At 73.2% G+C, this 19183-nt stretch carries 17 protein-coding genes; 10 read left to right on the top strand and 7 right to left on the bottom strand.

What is annotated here, in order from left to right; translation table 11 throughout:
* Positions 1–712: hypothetical protein (locus A6R01_RS17605; protein ID WP_292608766.1), on the bottom strand; the 712-nt coding region annotated here is incomplete at its 3' end.
* Between the two features lie 47 nt (positions 713–759).
* Here A6R01_RS17605 and A6R01_RS17600 point away from each other — a divergent pair.
* Entirely contained in the window at positions 760–1704 is a 945-nt protein-coding gene (locus A6R01_RS17600; RefSeq protein WP_292608763.1) for a phosphotransferase, read from the top strand.
* Between the two features lie 85 nt (positions 1705–1789).
* Here A6R01_RS17600 and A6R01_RS17595 read toward each other — a convergent pair whose 3' ends face one another.
* Positions 1790–4072, bottom strand: coding sequence for a hypothetical protein (locus A6R01_RS17595; protein WP_292608759.1), 2283 nt, complete (start codon positions 4070–4072; stop codon positions 1790–1792).
* Positions 4073–4678: 606 nt separating this feature from the next.
* Between A6R01_RS17595 and rpsA the strand changes: the two genes are divergently transcribed.
* Positions 4679–6142 (top strand): 30S ribosomal protein S1, encoded by a 1464-nt coding sequence (gene rpsA / locus A6R01_RS17590; RefSeq protein ID WP_292608756.1) that lies wholly within the window; start codon positions 4679–4681, stop codon positions 6140–6142.
* Positions 6143–6230: 88 nt separating this feature from the next.
* Here rpsA and A6R01_RS17585 read toward each other — a convergent pair whose 3' ends face one another.
* Together A6R01_RS17585 and A6R01_RS17580 are read right to left on the bottom strand one after the other, a co-directional pair.
* Positions 6231–7517, bottom strand: a complete 1287-nt coding sequence (locus tag A6R01_RS17585) for an AMP-binding protein (protein ID WP_292608754.1) — start codon at positions 7515–7517, stop codon at positions 6231–6233.
* On the bottom strand, positions 7514–8638 hold the full coding sequence (locus A6R01_RS17580) for a crosslink repair DNA glycosylase YcaQ family protein (RefSeq protein ID WP_292608752.1): 1125 nt from the start codon (positions 8636–8638) through the stop codon (positions 7514–7516). The genes A6R01_RS17585 and A6R01_RS17580 overlap by 4 nt, the downstream gene beginning before the upstream one ends.
* 103 nt (positions 8639–8741) lie before the next feature.
* On the opposite strand from A6R01_RS17580, the gene trxA reads away from it, so the two are divergent.
* The 4 genes from trxA (at position 8742) to A6R01_RS17560 (ending at position 11462) form a co-directional block, all read left to right on the top strand.
* Positions 8742–9089 carry a thioredoxin gene (trxA, locus tag A6R01_RS17575; protein WP_292608750.1) on the top strand — a complete coding sequence of 116 codons (348 nt, stop codon included), beginning with the start codon at positions 8742–8744 and terminating at the stop codon, positions 9087–9089.
* Between the two features lie 81 nt (positions 9090–9170).
* Positions 9171–9527 (top strand): hypothetical protein, encoded by a 357-nt coding sequence (locus A6R01_RS17570; protein ID WP_292608748.1) that lies wholly within the window; start codon positions 9171–9173, stop codon positions 9525–9527.
* Positions 9528–9549: 22 nt separating this feature from the next.
* On the top strand, positions 9550–10146 hold the full coding sequence (gene coaE / locus A6R01_RS17565; RefSeq protein WP_292608746.1) for a dephospho-CoA kinase: 597 nt from the start codon (positions 9550–9552) through the stop codon (positions 10144–10146).
* Positions 10143–11462, top strand: coding sequence for a glycoside hydrolase family 3 N-terminal domain-containing protein (locus A6R01_RS17560; protein WP_292608744.1), 1320 nt, complete (start codon positions 10143–10145; stop codon positions 11460–11462). Before coaE ends, A6R01_RS17560 begins: the two co-directional genes overlap by 4 nt.
* A 134-nt stretch (positions 11463–11596) precedes the next feature.
* Here the strand turns inward: A6R01_RS17560 and A6R01_RS17555 are convergent, their stop codons facing one another.
* Positions 11597–12571 (bottom strand): sigma-70 family RNA polymerase sigma factor, encoded by a 975-nt coding sequence (locus A6R01_RS17555; RefSeq protein ID WP_292608741.1) that lies wholly within the window; start codon positions 12569–12571, stop codon positions 11597–11599.
* 265 nt (positions 12572–12836) lie between these two features.
* Positions 12837–15005, bottom strand: coding sequence for a S9 family peptidase (locus A6R01_RS17550; protein ID WP_292608738.1), 2169 nt, complete (start codon positions 15003–15005; stop codon positions 12837–12839).
* Between the two features lie 69 nt (positions 15006–15074).
* On the opposite strand from A6R01_RS17550, the gene A6R01_RS17545 reads away from it, so the two are divergent.
* Genes A6R01_RS17545 through A6R01_RS17535 form a run of 3 tightly spaced genes read left to right on the top strand, consistent with a single transcriptional unit; the run spans position 15075 to position 17217 of the window.
* Positions 15075–15761: a 5-oxoprolinase subunit PxpA gene (locus tag A6R01_RS17545; protein ID WP_292608736.1), complete on the top strand. Its 687-nt coding sequence runs from the start codon at positions 15075–15077 to the stop codon at positions 15759–15761.
* Positions 15758–16369 (top strand): allophanate hydrolase subunit 1, encoded by a 612-nt coding sequence (locus A6R01_RS17540; RefSeq protein ID WP_292608733.1) that lies wholly within the window; start codon positions 15758–15760, stop codon positions 16367–16369. The genes A6R01_RS17545 and A6R01_RS17540 overlap by 4 nt, the downstream gene beginning before the upstream one ends.
* The gene (locus tag A6R01_RS17535; RefSeq protein WP_292608730.1) at positions 16366–17217 is read left to right on the top strand and encodes a biotin-dependent carboxyltransferase family protein; all 852 of its coding nucleotides are present in this window, start codon (positions 16366–16368) and stop codon (positions 17215–17217) included. Before A6R01_RS17540 ends, A6R01_RS17535 begins: the two co-directional genes overlap by 4 nt.
* Here the strand turns inward: A6R01_RS17535 and A6R01_RS17530 are convergent.
* Positions 17201–18598 (bottom strand): DNA polymerase IV, encoded by a 1398-nt coding sequence (locus A6R01_RS17530; protein ID WP_292608727.1) that lies wholly within the window; start codon positions 18596–18598, stop codon positions 17201–17203. The genes A6R01_RS17535 and A6R01_RS17530 overlap by 17 nt on opposite strands.
* 109 nt (positions 18599–18707) lie before the next feature.
* On the opposite strand from A6R01_RS17530, the gene A6R01_RS17525 reads away from it, so the two are divergent.
* On the top strand, positions 18708–19183 hold a 476-nt coding region (locus A6R01_RS17525; protein ID WP_292608724.1), incomplete at its 3' end, for a DUF4192 family protein.

Here is a 19183-nt window from a genome sequence, read left to right as displayed (position 1 = left end):
CGGCGCGGTGGAGCGCGTCCGCGGAGGTCGACAGGGTCGGCACGATCTCGGCCAGCTCGGCCAGACGCGGCTGGATCGACTCCAGCGTGTCGCCCAGGGCCACCAGCTGGTCCAGGGTGCCGCCGTCGGCGAGCAGGCGCTCGACGAACCCGTCGTCGGTGAGCATCCGGTCGGCCAGGCCGCCGGGGCGCAGCACCAGCTCCAGCAGCCCGCCGGGCTGGGTGAGGCGGTCGACCGGGCCGCCGGGCTGCAGCAGCCGCTCGAGCACGCCCTCCTCGGCCACGACCCGATCCAGCGCCCCGTCCTCGCCGAGGAGGCGGTCCAGCGGTCCGTCGGCCGCGAGCAGCCGGTCGAGCACGCCGTCGCGCACGACGAGGCGGGTCAGCGGACCGTCGTCGGCGAGCAGGCGGTCCAGGACCCCGTCCCGGGCCAGCATCCTGCCCAGCGGCCGGTCGGGGGCGGTGAGCTCGTTGACCACCGCGGCCAGTCGCATCGGGCCGTCCTCGTCGGTCAGCAGGTCGACCAGCTGCTCGGCGTACCCGCGCTCGCCGATGACCCGCAGCACCAGGTCGGCGTACCCGCCCGGACGCCGGATCGGCCCGTCAGGCGCGACGAGGGTGCCGAGCTGGAGGGTCGTCTGGGTCGCGGCGACCACGAGCCGCCAGGGCAGCAGCGCGGCGTCGAGGGCGAACGCGGCAGGGGGACGGGCCATGGGAGCACGCTACGTGGCCGGCGCCACGCGATGGGAGGATCCGTCCCATGTCGGACCAGCAGCAGACGGGGTTGGCGGGGCTCGAGCCGATGGAGGGCGGTTGGTCGGGACGCACCTTCCTGGCCGAGGCCGGCGGGGAGCGCACCGTGGTGCGCGTCTACGACCCCGACGACCACGACGGTCCCACGCGCGACGCGGCCGTGCTGGCGCTCGGGTCCGCGGTGCTGGCCGGGTGTGCACCGGTGCCGTCGGTGGTGGAGGTGCGCGACGGTGACGCCGCCTCGGGTGCACCCGGGCTGCTGCTCACCGAGCACCTGCCGGGCACACGGGGTGACCTGCTGCTGCCCCGGCTCGACGAGCCGGGCCTCGCCGCGGCCGGGGCCGCACTGGGTGAGGTCGTCGCCCGGCTGGCGGGCACCGTGCAGCTGCGGGCCGGATGGTTCGCCGACGCCTCCCTGAGGATCGAGGCGTGGGAACCGCCCTGGGACGCGGCGCTGCTCGAGGAGCTCGTCGAGGTCCTGGCCCCGCGCCTGGGACTCGGCGACTCCGAGCTCCGCGAGCTCTCCGCCCTGTGCCGGCACGCCGACGACGTGCTGGCCGGGGCGTCGGGCGCGTGCCTGGTGCACGGTGACCTGAACCCCAAGAACGTGCTGCTCGTCCGCGATCCCGACACCACGGACGGGGGAGTGAGCGTCAGCGGCGTGCTGGACTGGGAGTTCGCGCACGCCGGCTCACCGTGGGCCGACCTCGGCAACCTGCTGCGGTTCGACCGGGCTCCGGCGTACGTCGACGCCCTGCTCGGCACCGTGGCCGAGCGACGCGGGGTCGACGTCGCGACGCTGGTCGAGCGCGCCCGCGCCGCGGACCTGGTGGCCGTCATGGAGCTGGCCACCAGGCGCGGTGACAACCCGGTGGCGGACCTGGCGCACCGTCAGCTGGTGGCCATGGTCCGCCGCGGTGACCTGCACGCGGTGGCGGACGACGCTCCCTAGACTCCCCTCGGGCCACAGGTGACCCGAGGGGAGCCCCGCCCCGCCATGGTGCGGTCTGGGTTCCCTCCCCGGTGGGAAGCGCCCGTCAGGGGTGCTTCGGGGTGCTGCGGGGGTCGAGGGGGTCGCTGCCCGCCCGGACCTCCTTGCCGTCGCTGGCGCCACCGTTGTCCGTGTCCTTGTCGCACGGGTCGGTGCCGTAGCGCTTGATCTCCTGGCGGTCGTTGAGGCCGTCCTTGTCGGAGTCCTTCTTCTTGGGGTTGGTCGGGCACTTGCCGTAGGCCTTGTTGGCCGTCCCCTTGATCTCGACCTTGTCCTTCAGGCCGTCGCGGTCGGTGTCCTTCCTGGTGGGGTCGGTCCCGAAGCGCTTGACCTCCTTGCCGTCCGCGAGCCGGTCACCGTCGGTGTCCTTCTTCAGCGGGCTGCTGCCGATCCGGATCTCCCGGCCGTCGGAGAGCCCGTCGTCGTCGGTGTCGGGGTCGAGCGGGTCGGTCCCGATGGCGTTGACCTCGTCGCCGTCGCTGAGCGAGTCGTCGTCGGTGTCGGCGTCCAGCGGGTCGGTCTCGAAGTTCTCGACCTCCTCGCCGTCGAGAAGACCGTCGTCATCGGTGTCGGGGTCCGTCGGGTCGGTCCCCAGCAGGGCCTCCTCGGCATCGGTCAAGCCATCGTTGTCGGCGTCGTCGTCCACCAGCGGGACGTCGTCGGCCGGGTCGTTGGGGTCGGTCCCCTCGGCGATCTCGGTGCCGTCGTCGACACCCCCGTCGTCGGTGTCAGCGTCGAGCGGGTCCGTGGGCTCGTTGCCGAAGTCGTCGTTCTCCGATCCGCTGACCTCCTCGAGGTTGGTCAGGCCGTCGCCGTCGGGGTCCTCGTCGCCGTCCGGGGTGCCGTCGCCGTCGGTGTCGGCCTCGTTGGGGTCGGTGCCGGTCTCGTAGATCTCCTGGCCGTCGGTGAGGCCGTCCCCGTCGGAGTCCGGGTCACGCGGGTCGGTGGGCTCGTTGCCGTAGAGGTCGTTCTCGTCCCCGGAGAGCTCGTCGCCATTGGTGACGCCGTCACCGTCCGCGTCGCCGGCCGGGTCCAGGACGTCGTCGGAGCCGTCGTTCGGGTCGGTGGCCGGGGTCGCGGTGACCTCGTCGCCGTCGGGCACGCCGCCGCCGTCGGTGTCGGCCTCGTTGGGGTCGGTCGCCTCGTTGCCGAAGCCGGTGTTCTCCGAGCCGGAGGTCTCCTCGCCGTCGGTGAGGCCGTCGTCGTCACTGTCGGCGACCAGCGGGTCGGTGGGCTCGTTGCCGAAGTCGTCGTTCTCCGAGCCGGTGACCTCCTCGAGGTTGGTCAGGTCGTCGGCGTCGGGGTCCTCGTCGGCGTCGGAGGTGCCGTCGCCGTCGGTGTCGGGGTTGTTCGGGTCGGTCCCGGTGAGGTCGACCTCCTGGCCGTCGGTGAGGCCGTCGTCGTCGGAGTCGGCATCGGTGAGGTCGGTGGGCTCGTTGCCGTAGCCGTCGTTCTCCGAGCCGGTGACCTCCTCGACGTTCGTCAGGCCGTCGCCGTCGAAGTCCTCGTCGCCGTCGTTGGTGCCGTCGCCGTCGGTGTCGGGGTCGTTCGGGTCGGTCCCGATGACCTGCTCGACGTCGTCGTCGAGGCCGTCACCGTCGGAGTCACCCACGGTTCCGCACTGCACGCCGCCCGCGGGGGCGGTGGCCTCGGCGGTCATCGGGAAGATGTCGACCTGGGCCACGTCGATGAGACCGCCCAGGGTGACCTTGAGGTGGATGGCTCCGGCCACGGTGGCGCGCACCCCGGTCGGCAGCACCTCCACCACCGGGTCGGCCACCGAGATCTCGATGAGCTGTCCGAGCTCACCGGGCGTGGTGAAGGGGAACTCCGCCAGGTCGCCGCCGGTGCCGGCGAGCCGGATCACCGGGGCGGTGTAGGACACGTCGTCGACGCCGGGGGTGCCGTCGGCGGTCACCGTCAGCACCGGGGGAGTGATGACCTCCAGGAGCGGCTCCCCGAGGATGCTCACGGTCGCGGTGCTGCCGGAGACCTCGGTGACGACATCGCGGCCGCCGTTGGGCAGGCCGTTGTCGACCAGGCGGGTCTCGTGGGAGACGCTGACGGCCCCGGGGACGCCGATGGCGCCGAGGACCTCGGCGTCAGCGGTGGAGATGCGCGACTTCGTGAACGCCGGGAAGGTGGGCAGGCAGGTGCCGTCGTCGAAGAAGCGTGCGTGGGCGGTGGCGTTGGACACGCCGAGGTCCAGGACCGCGTCGAGCGCGTCGAGCGGACCGCCGTCGGTCGGGAGGAGGGAGTCGGTCGCGGGCGCCGCGTTGTCCGGCGGCGCCGACTGGCTGACGTTGCCGAGGAGCTCGTCGAGCAGCACCTCCTCCAGACCCAGCGTCGCGATCAGGTCGTTGGTGGTCGCGATGTTGTCGGCCGAGGGTCATCACCGTGTAGAACGCAGCGGTCGAGAGACCGACTCCCGCGGCGAGTGCGCGGCGACGCCGGGGGGTGGGGGGAGAAGAGGACTGGGTGGACATGGATGTCTCCTGGATTCATGGCGGGGAGGCACCGCGGCGCACCGGAGGAGACAGGACCCGGAGGTGGAGGGAGCTGGACCACCCGGGGGGCTGCGGAGGCGGCGAGAGGCGGTCCTGCCGTCCTTGTGGGAGGGGTCGAACCGACGTCACCGTACGCTGGCCGTACCCGACCGACCCGGTCCGATGCGCTGGTCCAGCCACCGGTCTAGACCGGGAGCCTCGAGGGGTCGCTCCTCCGGCCCGTCCGCGCCGGTTGGACTCCCCGCTCAGCCGCGGCGTACCCTGACAGACGCGCCTGTGGTCTGCCTGCGTCCCGAACGGAGTGGACCTGGCTCGGCCTCGGTGGCCGGCGACGTCCTCACGGACACCGCTCCAGCCGCCGTCACGTCTGAACCGGACCCTGACGCGTGTCCGAACGACTTCTGCCCATCCAAGGAACCACTTCCCTTATGACGACCCTCTCTGCTCTCCCCGACTACGACGCGCCGCAGGTTGCGGTCAACGACATCGGGTCGGAGGCGGACTTCCTCGCCGCGATCGACGAGACCATCAAGTACTTCAACGACGGCGACATCGTCGACGGCACCATCGTCAAGGTGGACCGTGACGAGGTCCTGCTCGACATCGGCTACAAGACCGAGGGCGTCATCCCCTCGCGCGAGCTGTCGATCAAGCACGACGTCGACCCGCACGAGGTCGTCGAGGTCGGCGACAAGGTCGAGGCCCTGGTCCTCCAGAAGGAGGACAAGGAGGGTCGCCTGATCCTGTCCAAGAAGCGCGCCCAGTACGAGCGCGCCTGGGGCACCATCGAGCAGGTCAAGGAGGAGGACGGTGTCGTCGAGGGCACCGTCATCGAGGTCGTCAAGGGCGGCCTGATCCTCGACATCGGTCTGCGCGGCTTCCTCCCGGCCTCGCTGGTGGAGATGCGTCGCGTCCGCGACCTGCAGCCCTACGTCGGCCAGACGCTCGAGGCGAAGATCATCGAGCTCGACAAGAACCGCAACAACGTGGTCCTGTCGCGTCGCGCCTGGCTCGAGCAGACCCAGTCCGAGGTCCGCCACGGCTTCCTCACCCAGCTCCAGAAGGGCCAGATCCGCAAGGGTGTCGTGTCCTCGATCGTCAACTTCGGTGCCTTCGTGGACCTCGGTGGCGTCGACGGCCTCGTGCACGTCTCGGAGCTGTCCTGGAAGCACATCGACCACCCCTCCGAGGTCGTCGCGGTCGGCGACGAGGTCACCGTCGAGGTGCTCGACGTCGACATGGAGCGCGAGCGCGTGTCGCTGTCGCTCAAGGCGACGCAGGAGGACCCCTGGCAGCACTTCGCCCGCACCCACCAGATCGGTCAGATCGTCCCGGGCAAGGTCACCAAGCTGGTGCCCTTCGGTTCGTTCGTCCGCGTCGAGGAGGGCATCGAGGGCCTGGTGCACATCTCCGAGCTGGCCGAGCGCCACGTGGAGATCCCCGAGCAGGTCGTCCAGGTCAACGACGACGTCATGGTCAAGATCATCGACATCGACCTCGAGCGTCGCCGGATCTCGCTGTCGCTGAAGCAGGCCAACGACACCGCCGCGGCCGCTGACGTGGAGGAGTTCGACCCGACCCTCTACGGCATGACCGCGACCTACGACGAGCAGGGCAACTACGTCTACCCCGAGGGCTTCGACCCCGAGACGGGCGAGTGGCTCGAGGGCTTCGACGAGCAGCGTGCGAAGTGGGAGGCGGACTACGCCAAGGCCCACGAGCGCTGGGAGGCCCACGTCAAGCAGAAGCAGGAGGCCGCCAAGGCCGAGGTCGAGGCCGGCGAGGCCACCTCGTACTCCTCCTCCAACGAGGGCGAGACCGGCGACAGCGGCTCGCTGGCCTCCGACGAGGCGCTGCAGGCGCTCCGCGAGAAGCTGACCGGCGGTCAGTGACCCGCTAGCTCCAGCACACAGAAGGCCCGCCAGGCTCGACCTGGCGGGCCTTCTGCCGTCTCCGGGGCCTGCGACCCGCGGTGGCCGGTCAGGCGTCGGTCCGGTCGGCCAGCAGGTCTCGGCGCACCTTGCCCGTGAGGGTCCGCGGCAGGTCGTCGACCAGCAGCCAGGTCTTGGGACGCTTCGGCGGGGCGAGGTGCTCGCGGCACCACGCGTCCAGGTCGGGTTCGCCGACGTCGCCGATCACGGCCGCGCAGACCCGCCGCCCCCAGGTGGGGTCGTCGACGCCGTACACCGCGACGTCGGCGACGGCCGGGTGCTCGCGGAGCACCTGCTCGACCTCGAGCGGGTAGACGTTGACGCCGCCGGTGATGATGAGGTCCTCGCGTCGCCCGTCGAGGTAGAGGTAGCCGTCGTCGTCGAGGCGGCCCAGGTCCCCGACCGTGAACGCCGGCCCGTCGGCGGTGTCGCGCCAGGCGGCGTCGGTCTTCTGCGGCGCCCCGTAGTAACTGAAGCGCGCGTGCGGCGGCACCACGCACCAGATCGTCCCGTCCTCGTCGGTGCTCAGCACCCGGCCGGGCCGGGCGCGTCCCACGGTCCCGGGCCGCTCGAGCCACTCCTCGGAGCGGCAGGCGGTGAACTGCCCCTCCGTCGAACCGTAGAACTCCCAGGTCGTGCCCGGGAACATCGAGACCAGCCGCCGCTTGACCTCGTCCGGGCACGGAGCACCGGCATGGGCCAGCAGCCGAAACGACGACAGGTCCGGCGTGCCCACCTCGTCCCAGTGGGCGAAGAGGCGCTGCAGGTGGGTGGGCACGCAGAAGGCCGTGGTGGGGCGCTCCCGGGCGATGGCGGCGGTGACGGCGTCGACGTCGAACGGTCCGGGCACCACGAGCCGGCCTCCCGCGAGCAGCGTCCCCATCGCGAACCGCAGGGGCGCGGAGTGGTAGAGCGGGCTGAGGACGAGGTTCACGTCGTCGTCGCGGAAGCCCCACAGGTCGCGCTCCTCGGTCAGCAGCGCGTGAGCGTCCTGGTCGGCGAGCAGGCCGCTCCACACGCCCTTGGGCGTGCCGGTGGTCCCGCTCGTGCAGTGCATCGGCCGGGCCCTCGGCAGCCAGTCGGTGATCGGGGCGTCGGGCCGGTGCGCGGCCAGCAGGTCGGCCAGGTGGTCCTCGTCGGTGACGACGACGGTCGGCTCCAGCCCGTCGAGGATGCGCCGGCGCTCGTGCTCGGTCAGCCGCGGGTCGAGCGGGATCGGCACGACGCTGCGCGTCAGGAGGGCCAGTGCGGTCTCGACGTACGCCGCCGTCGCCGGCACCAGGAGCGCGACCCGGTCGCCGGGGCGCAGCCGTGCGTGCGGGGCGACGGGGCTCACCGGCGTACCCCCTGCATGAGGAGCGGCTCCACGCCGAGCCACCCGGCGAGGTCCGCGAGCTCGGCGTGGACGTCGTCGCGGACCGCTGCCGACCACTCGTGGTCCTCGTGGACGGCGTCCACGCGCAGCACGCCCTCAGCGGGCTCGGTCGTGCAGTCGACCTTGCCGACCAGCCGATCGCCGTGCAGGACGGGGAGCGCCCAGTAGCCGAAGCGCCGCTGGGCGGCCGGCTTGTACATCTCCAGCTGGTAGTCGAAGTCGAAGAGCGCCGCCATCCGCGAGCGGTCGAACACCAGACGGTCCAGGGGGGACAGCAGTGCGGTCCGCGGCGCCCAGCCGCCGTCGGAGCGGATCTCCTCGAGCTGCTGCTCATCGACCCGCCAGGTGCCCCGCACCCCCTCGATCCGTGCAGGCACGCCGGCGTCGCCGACGTCGTTCGGCTCGCCGGGGGAGACCGCGGAGCGCTCCTTGGCGACACCGAGGGCGTGGAGACGTCGACGACCGAGCTCCGCGAGGGCCTCCTCCAGCGGGGGCACGGGCTCGTCGGGCAGGACGCGTTCCGCGAGGTCCCACAGCCGGTGCGCCCCTGCGCGTCCGACCACCACGACCTCCCCGCGCGCCGCCAGCATGTCGAGCAGCTTGAGCACCGACTTGTCGTCGGTCCAGCCCGACGAGCGCCACGGACGCACGATCGAGCTCGGCAGCTCAGGAGCCGTCAGCGGGCCCTCCTGGCGCAGCATCTCGAGGATCTCGCGATGGCACTGGCCGTTGTCGTCGATCCAGGCCAGGACCTCGTCGTGCCAGGGCCGGTGCGGGCCCGGCCCGGGCCACGCGGCCATCACCGCGCGGTGCAGTGGCGCCTGTTCGACGGCCCTGGCCATGCCGCCGATCTCCACCAGGCGGCCGTCGGTGAGGGCGTCGTCGAGGTCGATGCGCCGGTAGCCGGGACCGATCCGACTCCACAGCACCAGGTGCGCGCTGGGCGCGACGGCCTTCGTGGGGTCCAGCTGGAGCGCCCCGAGGTGGGCGACGACCTCGACCACGTCGTCGGGGCGGGGGAGCGAGAGGAGCTGGGCGTGGACGGCGACCCGTCGGGCCTCCTCGCGGGTCAGCTGCAGCACGTGCTCGACCCTAGCCATGCGTCGGGGAATGCCGGAGCGGACTCCGAGGTTGTGCAAATAACCCCATGGGGGGTTAGTTCGAACGCCGATCGATGGAGGACCCATGAGCACCACCGACCTGACCGCCGCCACCTTCGAGCAGACCGTGCTCGACCACGAGATCGTCCTGGTGGACTTCTGGGCCTCCTGGTGCGGGCCGTGCCGTGCCTTCGAACCCGTCTACGACGCCGCGTCGACCACTCACCCTGACATCGTCTTCGCCAAGGTCGACACCGAGGCCGAGCAGGAGCTCGCCGCCGCCGCCCGGATCACCTCGATCCCGACGCTGATGGCCTTCAAGCAGGGTCACCTGGTCTTCGCCCAGCCCGGCGCCCTGCCCGCGAGCGCTCTCGAGCAGGTGATCGCCTCGGTGCGCGAGCTGGAGATCCCCGACGAGGCAGCCGCGTCCTGAGCCCGTGCGCACCGTCCGGCGGCCCGGTCCTAGGCTGGCACCGCCGACCACCCGAGAAGTGGATCGAGAGGGGAAGCCGCGTTGAACGACACGACCGACGACAGGACCGCTGCTCCGCGCCGCGCCCGTCACCTGATGGACCCGAACGCCCCGCAGCGCGACACCATCAACTCCGCCGGCACGACACGGGTCCAGACGTGGGTCATGTCCACACTGGTGGTCACCACGATCCTGCACCTGGCCGGCGGGTTGCTGATCGCTGCCTGGTACATCGACCCGGAGCAGACCGCACCCCGGGTCGGCCTGTCGGTGATCGCCGGCGCCTTCGGAGTGCTGGCCGTCGCGGCCGGTCTGGCGATCCACAAGCGTCCGCTGCTCACCCCGTGGCTGCTGCTGGGGCTGCTGCCCGCGCTGGTGGGCCTGGTGCTGTTCGTCTAGGGGCGCCGACTAGCCTGCGGGCATGCGGGTCGGACTCACGGGGGGAGTGGCGTCGGGCAAGAGCACCGTCGCCGCCATGCTGGCCGAGCTCGGGGCGGTGGTGATCGATGCCGACGCCATCGCGCGGGAGGTCGTCGCGAAGGGGACGCCTGGGCTCGACGCCGTCGTCGCGGAGTTCGGGGAGGAACTGCTGACCCCCGAGGGTGAGCTGGACCGGCCGGCCATGGGTCGTCTCGTCTTCGGTGACGAGGGCGCGCGCCGTCGACTCGAGAGCATCGTGCATCCGCTCGTGTTCGAGCGCTACGCCGAGCTGGAGGCGTCCGCCCCCGCCGATGCGCTGGTCGTGCACGACATCCCGCTGCTCGCGGAGGCCGGGCGTGCTGAGGAGTTCGACGCGGTCGTGGTCGTCGACGTGCCACGCGAGCTCCAGGTGGAGCGGATGCTCCGCGACCGCGGCTGGACCCTCGAGGACGCCGAGTCCCGGATCGCCGCACAGGCCACCCGGGAGCAGCGGCTCGCGATCGCGACCCACGTCGTCGAGAACACCGGCACGCTGGAGGACCTGCGGTCCCGCGTCGCCCAAGTGCACGCCGAGCTCACCGGGCCGCTCACCGCATGAGACGTACGACGCTGGCGGCCGTGGCCGCCCTCTCGACCCTCGCCGTGGGCTGCTCGTCGGTCCCCAGCGAGCCGGAGCCGACCACCAGCGGGGCCGACGCCTCCCCGGCATCGCCGAGCGCCCCCGGTGCGACCGGGGCGACCGGGTCGGCCGAGGAATCGGTCGACCCCGACACCCCGCTCTCCTGGGGCCCGACGGTCGGTGAGCTCGAGGACGCGGAGGCGTTGGTCGCCGGGTGGAGCTCCGAGCAGCTGGCCGGCCAGGTGCTGGTCGGCCGCTACGCGGGCACGGACCCCGCGGTGCCGGCCGAGCTGGTGCGCGACCTGCACCTCGCCGGTGTGTGCGTCACCGCCGACAACGTCGTCGACGAGCAGCAGGTCCTCGCGACCACCGCGGCCGTCGAGGATGCGGTGGCCGAGAGCGGGCGCGACTTCCCCGCCGTCATCGGCGTCGACGAGGAGGGTGGCTCGGTGGCCCACCTGCGCGGGGTGGCGACGGACTTCCCGGCGTTCGCCGCCGCGGGTGAGGCGATCGCCGACTCCGGTCGACGAGGCCGGGTCGCGGTGAAGCGCGCCGCCCTGGCCACCGGGCTCGAGCTGCGGCTGCTGGGCTTCACGTGGGTCTACGCACCGGTCGCCGACGTGACCATCGGCGCCGCCGACGTCACCATCGGCTCCCGCGCCCCCTCCGACGACCCCGCACTCGCGGGTGCGGCCGTCAAGCAGGCCGTCGCCGGCTACAACCGCTCGGGCATCGTGTCCACGACCAAGCACTTCCCCGGGCACGGCGGCGCGACCGCCGACTCCCACACCACGCTGCCGGTGCTCACCGAGACCCTGGCCGAGCTGGAGGCCCGCGACCTGGCTCCGTTCGCGACCGCGGTCGAGGCCGGGGCGCCGTCGGTGATGATCGGGCACCTCGACGTGGAGGCGATCGCTCCGGGCGTACCTTCCTCGCTCGCGCCGGAGACCTACGCCTACCTGCGCGAGGAGCTCGGCTTCGAGGGCGTCGCCATCACCGACTCCCTCGGCATGGGTGCCGTGGCCGGCACCCCCGCGCTCGCGGTCAAGGCGCTGCAGGCGGGGGCGGACCTGCTGCTGATACCCGCCGACACGCGCCGCGCCCACCAGACGATCACCCGTGCCCTGGAGGACGGCACCCTGGACCGTGCTCGCGTCGAGGAGGCCGCGGCCCGCGTCGTCGCCCTGCAGCGCTGGCAGGCCCGCATCGCGCAGGACCGTCCCGTCGACGACAGCGTGGTGGAGAAGGCCGAGGCCGCCTCCGCTGCGTTGCGCGAGGCGGCCTACGGCTACTGACCCGCCGACCCGTCACTCGCGCACGGCCGACCCGTCACTCACGCACGGCCGAGACGTCGCGGACGCACGTCGACCGGCCATCCGGGGCGTGGGGCCCGGGAGTGACCGGTCGAGCGTGCTGGGGTGAGGGGAGGTCAGGCGGCGGAGCCCGCGGCCAGGTCGGGGTCGGCGAAGCGGCGCAGCTTCTGCAGGGCCTCGCGCTCGAGCTGGCGCACGCGCTCGGCGGAGATGCCGTGCTTGGCGCCGATGTCGGCGAGCTTGTGCTGCCGACCGTCGGTGAGCCCGTAGCGGGAGCGGATGATGTCGGCGGCGCGGTCGTCGAGCTGGCCGACCAGGTTGTTGAGCCGCTCGCGGGACTCCACGTCGAGCACGGTCAGGTCCGGGCCGGGCGCGGTCTCCTGGGCCATCAGGTCACCCAGCGAGGTGTCGCCGTCCTCGTCGACGGGGGTGTCGAGCGAGACGTGCTCACGACCCCACGAGAGGAGGTCGAGCACGCGCTCGACGTCCATGCCGAGCTCGTCGGCGATCTCCTGCGGCTCCGGCTCGCGGCCGAGCTGGCGCTCGAGGGTGCGGCGGGCGCCCCCGACCTGGTTGAGCTCCTCCACGACGTGGACGGGGAGCCGGACCACGCGGGCCTGCTGCGCGATGCCGCGGGTGATGGCCTGGCGGACCCACCAGGTCGCGTAGGTCGAGAACTTGTAGCCCTTGGTGTAGTCGAACTTCTCGACCGCACGGATCAGGCCGGTGTTGCCTTCCTGGATCAGGTCGAGCATCGGCATCTGGGCCCGGCCGTACTTGCGGGCGATCGAGACCACCAGGCGCAGGTTGGCGGTGATGAAGGTGTCGACGGCCTTGCGACCCTCCTCCGCGAGCCACTCGAGCTCCTCCTCGGAAGCCGTCATCGGAGCACCGCCCTTGCGGCGGCCGATCCGGCCTTCCTTGAGGAGGTGCTCGGCCATCAGCCCGGCCTCGATGGTCTTGGAGAGCTCCACCTCCGCTGCGGCGTCGAGCAGGTCGTTGCGGGCGATCTCGTCGAGGTAGAGGCCGACGCTGTCGCGTCCCTCGATCTCACGGGTGCTCGCGCGGTTGGTGCGGGTGGCGGTGGCCATGGGAACCCTCCTTCGGCGCGTGGACGCCGGTCACGTCTCACGTTCTCCAACGCCCCACCGGTGCCCGGGATTCCCTGGCGGAAACCCACCCGGCCGGTGAAGCCTTCACACTCCTCGACGTGTGACGCCCGGCGAGAGTTGCCTCGTCGGCCGACTCTCAGGCACTTCTCAGGGCACCTGCGTGGGCCTCACGCGTGCAAGGGGTTCGACACCCCGGTGTCCAGCGGATGGGTGCCCGAACGGGTGAGACGCGCAACAGGTGGGCTCAGGAGCCGGCCAGGCCCATCCGGTCGAGCATCCACGCGAGGGTGAAGGAGCGGTCGTGCCATGACTTGTAGCGCCCCGACACCCCGCCGTGACCGGCCGCCATCTCGGTGCGCAGCAGCACGTCGGGCCGGTGGTCGGGGGCGGTCGCGCGCAGCTTGGCCACCCACTTGGCCGGTTCGACGTAGAGCACACGGGTGTCGTTGAGCGAGGTCTCGGCCAGGATCGCCGGGTAGTCCTGCTCGGTGACGTTGTCGTACGGCGCGTAGGAGGCCATGTAGTCGTAGACCGCCGGGTCCGCCTCGGGGTTGCCCCACTCGTCGTACTCGGTGACGGTCAGCGGCAGGGTCGAGTCGAGCATCGTGGTGAGGGCGTCGACGAACGGCACGCCGGCCACCAGGCCGCTGAAGAGCTCCGGCGCCTGGTTGGCGACCGCACCGATGAGCAGGCCGCCGGCGCTCGCGCCCTCGCCGACCAACGTGTCCGGGCTGGCCCAGCCGACGTCGACCAGGTGCCTGGCGCAGGCGGCGAAGTCGCTGAAGGTGTGCTGCTTGCGCATGAGCTTGCCGTCGTCGTACCAGCGCCGGCCCATCTCGCCGCCGCCGCGCACGTGGGCGATCGCGAAGGCGGCGCCGCGGTCGAGCAGCGAGAGCCGGGCGATGGAGAAGTACGGGTCCATCGAGGCCTCGTAGGAGCCGTAGGCGTAGAGCAGCGTCGGCGCGGGCCCGTCGGCGACGGCACCGCGGCGAGCCACCCAGGAGATGGGGATCCGCTCGCCGTCCTCGGCGGTGGCCCAGAGGCGGTGCTCCTCGTAGTCGGCCGGGTCGTAGCCACCGAGCACCGGCGCGCGGCGCAGCAGCGTGAGCGAGCGGTCGCGCACGTCGTAGTCGTAGATGCTCGAGGGGATGGCCATCGTCGTGTAGCCCAGCCGGACGGTGGGCTGGTGGAAGCCGGGGTTGCCGGAGGCGCCGACGGTGTAGACCTCCTCGTCGAAGGAGACGAGGTAGTCGTCGGTGACCGGCGCGTCCTGGCTGCCACCGAGCTCGAGGATGCGCAGCTGGGTGAGCCCCTCGCTGCGCTGGTGCACCACCAGGTGGGTCGCGAACGCGTCCACGTCCTCCAGACGTACGGCGGTGTCGTGGCCGATCAGCGGTCGCCACTGAGCGCGCGGGGTCGGTGCGCACGGCGCGACGCCGAGCTCGAAGTCCGGGCCCGTCGCGTTGTGCAGCACCAGCAGGGCGTCCTGCCCGCCCAGCACGCCGTGGTCGAGGGAGTACTCCACGCCCTCCTCGCGCTCGGCGAAGACCCACCACCCGCGGTCGGGGTCGTCGGCGTCGAGCAGGCGGTACTCGGTGGTCGTCTTCGACCCCGACGCGACGACCATGAAGCGGTCCGACCGGGTGCGGCCGACGCTGGTGAAGAAGCGGCCGTCGGTCTCGTGGTGGACCAGCTCGTCGGCGTCCTGGTCGGTGCCGAGCGCGTGCCGCCAGACCTTGTCGGCGCGCCAGGACTCGTCGACGGTCACGTAGTAGAGGTGCTCCCCGGCGCGGTCCCAGGTCGCTCCGCCGATCACGCCCTCCACGACGTCGGGCAGCAGGTCGCCGGTGCGCAGGTCCTTGACCCGCACCGTGTAGCGCTCGTCGCCGACGACGTCGGTCGCGTAGGCCAGCAGGGTGCCGTCGGGGGAGACGGCCGCGCCGCCGAGGGAGAAGAAGTCGTGGCCCTCGGCCAGGGCGTCGAGGTCGAGCAGCACCTCCTCGCCGGGCAGCGCCGGTTGGTCGGGGGCGCAGTCCTCGGCCGGGCGCGGCGGGGTCCAGTCGTCCGGGTCGGCCACGGGGACGCGGCAGGTGGCGCCGTACTCCTTGCCCGCGAAGGAGCGCCCGTAGTACCAGTGCCCGCGGTTGCGGGTCGGCACCGACAGGTCGGTCTCGCGGGTGCGCGTGCGGATCTCCTCGAAGATAGTCGCGCGCAGGTCGGCCAGGTGGGCGGTCCGCGCCTGGGTCCACGCGTTCTCGGCCTCGAGGTGCGCGAGCACCTCCGGCGACTCCTTCTCCCGCAGCCACTCGAAGTCGTCGGTGCGGGTGCGGCCGTGGATCTCCCGGCTCGTGGGACGGCGCGGGGCGACCGGGGGCTGCGCGGGCTGGGTCGACGGCTGGGTCGGCGTGGACATGCGGCGACACTAGACGCGCGGTGCACGCCTCCCGCGCGGGGGCCGAGCCCGGGCACTAGGTTCGGGGTCGTGCGCCACGTGGACCTCAACGCCGACCTCGGGGAGGAGGTCACCGACGACGCCGCCCTGCTGGCGGTGGTCACCAGCGCCAACGTCGCGTGCGGCTACCACGCGGGCACCCCTGCGATCATGCGTGCGGTGTGCGCCGAGGCGGCGGCTCGAAGCGTCGTCGTGGGTGCCCAGGTCTCCTACGCCGACCGTGCGAACTTCGGCCGCGTCGCGCTCGACGTGCGCCGGGCCGTGCTGCGCGAGCAGGTCGCCGACCAGGTCGGCACCCTCTCGGTGATCGCGGGGGAGGAGGGCACGCTGGTGCGCTACGTGAAGCCGCACGGCGCGCTCTACCACCGGACCATGGACGACGAGGATCAGGCGCTCGCGGTGCTCGAGGGCTCCCGCGACCTCCCGGTGCTCGGGATGCCCGGGCGACTGCTCGAGCTCGCCGCCGAGCGCGGCCGGCGGGTGTGGCACGAGGGCTTCCCCGATCGCGGGTACGCCGACGACGGCCGCCTGCTGCCGCGTGACCGTCCGGGCGCGGTGCTGACCGACGGTGCGGTGATCGCCGAGCGCGCCGTGGGGCTCGCCGGCACCGTGGACTCGGTCTGCGTCCACGGTGATCACCCCGGCGCGGTGGAGCACGCCCGGGAGGTGCGCCGCGCGCTCGTCGCGGCCGGGTGGACGCTGCAGGGGCTGGGGTGACCGGCCCAGCGGCGTACCGGATGGTGGCGAGTGGGCCGTCCGCGCTGCTGCTGGAGGTGGCCGACGCCGCCGCGGCGCTCTCCCTGGCCGAGCACCTGCGGGAGGAGGTCGACGCGACCGACGTGGTGCCCGGGGCGTGCACCGTGCTGGTCGACGGCGCCGAGCCGTCCGCCGTCGCGGGAGCGGTGGAGCGGTGGGACCCGACCGCCGACCCGGACCACGGACCGCTGGTGGAGGTGCCTGTGGTCTACGACGGTGCCGACCTCGCGGCCGTCGCGGACGTGTGGGGGTGCACCGTGCGCGAGGTCGTGGAGCGGCACACGTCCCTGGAGCTGGTCAGCGCGTTCTGCGGGTTCGCCCCCGGGTTCGCCTACCTCTCCGGTGTGCCCGATGAGTGGTCGGTGCCGCGCCTGGAGTCCCCGCGCCCGCGCGTCCCGGCCGGCTCGGTGGCACTCGCCGGCACCTGGTCGGCGGTCTACCCGACGGCCTCGCCCGGCGGGTGGCGGCTGCTCGGCCGCACCGACGTGGCCTTATGGGACACGCGCCGCACGCCTCCCGCCCTGCTGGCGCCGGGCACCCGGGTCGCCTTCCGCGAGGTCCGTCCGTGACCGCCTCCCTCGAGGTGCTCGCGACCGGGGCGCTGGTGACGGTCCAGGACCGCGGCCGCCCCGGGCACGCCCACCTCGGCGTCCCCCGGTCGGGCGCGCTGGACGCGCCGGCGCACGCCCTCGCGCAGCGGCTGGTGGGCAACGGCCCCGACGCAGCGGGCCTCGAGGTACTGCTGGGCGGGCTCGGCGTCCGCCTCGACGAGGACCGCTGGGTCGCGGTGACCGGGGCCATGCTGCCGGCGCGTGTCGGCGACCGCGCGGTGCCCACCGGTCGTGCCGTCCGGCTGCCGGCCCACACCCCCCTCACCCTCGGTACGCCGCTGGGCGGGGCTCGCAGCTACCTCGCCGTCTCCGGTGGCCTGGTGGTCGACCCGGTGCTCGGCTCGCGCTCCACGGACACCCTCTCCGGTCTCGGCCCGGCCCCCGTGCGGACCGGGGACCGGCTGCCCGTCGGCGTACCCGCTGGGGAGCCGGCCGCGGTCGAGGTCCCGGCACCGCCGACCGGCGGCCCGCTGCGGCTGCACCGGGGACCGAGGGCGGACTGGTGCGACGGCGACGCGGTCGACCTGCTCGTGCGTGGTGCGTGGTCGTGCGCCCCGGACTCCGACCGGGTGGGGCTGCGCCTGGTGGGGGACCCGCTGCCCCGTGCGCGCACCGACGAGCTGGCCTCGGAGGGTGTCGTGCTGGGCGCCGTGCAGCTGCCCCCGGATGGGCGGCCGGTGGTGTTCCTCGCCGACCACCCGACGACCGGCGGCTACCCGGTGGTCGCCGTCGTCGAGTCCGCCGACCTCTGGCGCTGCGCGCAGCTGCGGCCGGGCGACCCGGTGCGGTTCACCCGGACTCGCTGACGCCCTCGTCGGCCTCGTCGTCCTCGGTCACGGGCTGCCAGCGGTGCAGCGCCGGGTCGTCGACGGAGAAGGAGCGGACCGGTCCGGCCGGGCTCTCGCGCGTCTCGAACCGGACGGTCACCACGCCGCGCCCCGAGCCCCACACCCAGCCGCGACCGTGCTCGTCGTGGACCACGTCGGCACCCGGTGACCACCCGGTGGCCCGCGCCCGCGGCGGCTCGGGGAGCGGCGCGGCATCGGCCGCGGCGTCCTCCTCGGTCGGGTCGTCCTCCGCGAGCCCGGCGAAGAGGTCGTCCTGGACCCAGTCGGCGAGCCCGGAGACCCCGACACCGAGCAGGCGCACCCCGGCTCGCAGTGCGGGCCCGGTGTCGACCCCGGCCGCCAGCTCGGCGAGCAGGGCGCGGACGACCCGCGCGATGACGGCGGGGTCGTCGGTCGGGGAGGGCAGGGTGGAGGACCGGCTGGTGGTGGTGAAGTCGTGCAGACGCACCTTGATGCTGATCGTGCGCCCCGACAGCCCGGCCTTGCCCAGACGGGTCGCCACCTCGGCCGACTGGCGCACCAGCAGGTGCTCCATCAGCCGCAGGTCGGAGAGGTCGGAGTCGTAGGTTCCCTCGACGCTGACCGACTTCGCCTCGCGCTCGGCCACGACCGGGCGGTCGTCCTGGGCGCGCGCGAGGTGGAACAGCGAGGTGCCGTGGGCGGTGCCGACCAGTCGCACCAGCTCCTCCTCGCTGATCTCCTCGAGCTGGGCGACGGTCTGGACCCCCACCCGCCGCAGCCGCTCGGCGGTCGCAGGGCCGACGCCGGGGATGACGGTGACGCTCATCGGGCGCAGCAGCTCGCGCTCGGTGCCGGGGGAGACCACCACCAGGCCGTCGGGCTTGTCGAGGTCGCTGGCCACCTTGGCCATGAACTTGCTCGTCGCGACCCCGACCGAGCAGGTCAGCCCATCGGTGGCCTCGGCGACGCGGGCACGCAGCAGCTCGGCGTACTCCGTCACCGCGGTCACCTCCAGCGAGGCCAGTGCTGGGTCCTCGGAGGCGGCGAGGTCGACGAAGGCCTCGTCGAGGGAGAGCGGCTCCACCAGTGGTGACGCCTCGCGGAGCACCGCCATCACCGCCCGGCTCGCCTCGCGATAGGCGTGGAACCGGCCGCCCAGGAAGGCCGCGTGCGGGCAGCGGGCGCGGGCCTCGCGGGTCGACATCGCCGACCGCACCCCGTAGCGGCGGGCCTCGTACGACGCCGTCGACCCCACGCCGCGCCCCCCGGTGCCGCCCACCACGACCGGCCGGCCGCGCAGCGAGGGCTTGTCGCGCTGCTCGACGGCGGCGAAGAACGCGTCCAGGTCCAGGTGGAGGACCGAGGGCTCGCCGCGCACGCGGCGCACGCTACCCGCGAGGCGTCCACAGGGCCCCCTCCGGCGCCTCTCGTCCACACCCGGCGCTCGCGGGGCCCCACGCGTGCCCGCATCCGAGCAGCCTGCGGGCATGGAACCCCATCGCGCCCAGGCAGACGACCAGCCCCACGACCAGCCCCACGACCGGCCCGACGACCGGCCCGACGACCGGCCCGACGACCGGCCCGACCACCGGCCCGACCCCTACGTCGCCCGCACCCCCGAGGACCTGCTCGCCACCGTGCCACTGGTGCTCGGCTTCACCCCCGAGGAGTCGGTGGTGATGCTGACCTTCGGTGCCCCTCGCTGCTTCCACGCGCGCATCGAGATGCCGACGCTCGTCGAGGAGGTCATGCCGATGATCGAGTCCCTGGTCGAGCCGGCGCTGCGGCACGGCGTCCGTCGGGTCGTGCTGCTCGGCTTCCACCCGCACGCGTCGTGGACCGGCGACGTGCTGCGGATGCTGGCGGGCGCCTTCACTCACCACGACATCGACGTCGTCACCTGCCTGCGAGCCCACGGCGGCCGGTGGTGGGCGGTGGGCCGTGTGCCCGAGCTCGACGACCG

Origin of the sequence: Nocardioides sp. REDSEA-S30_B4, assembly GCF_001627265.1 — a bacterium.
Lineage (GTDB): Bacteria > Actinomycetota > Actinomycetes > Propionibacteriales > Nocardioidaceae > Nocardioides.
Note: the sequence above shows the minus strand (reverse complement) of the source record. Positions and strands in the feature narration are given on the sequence as shown.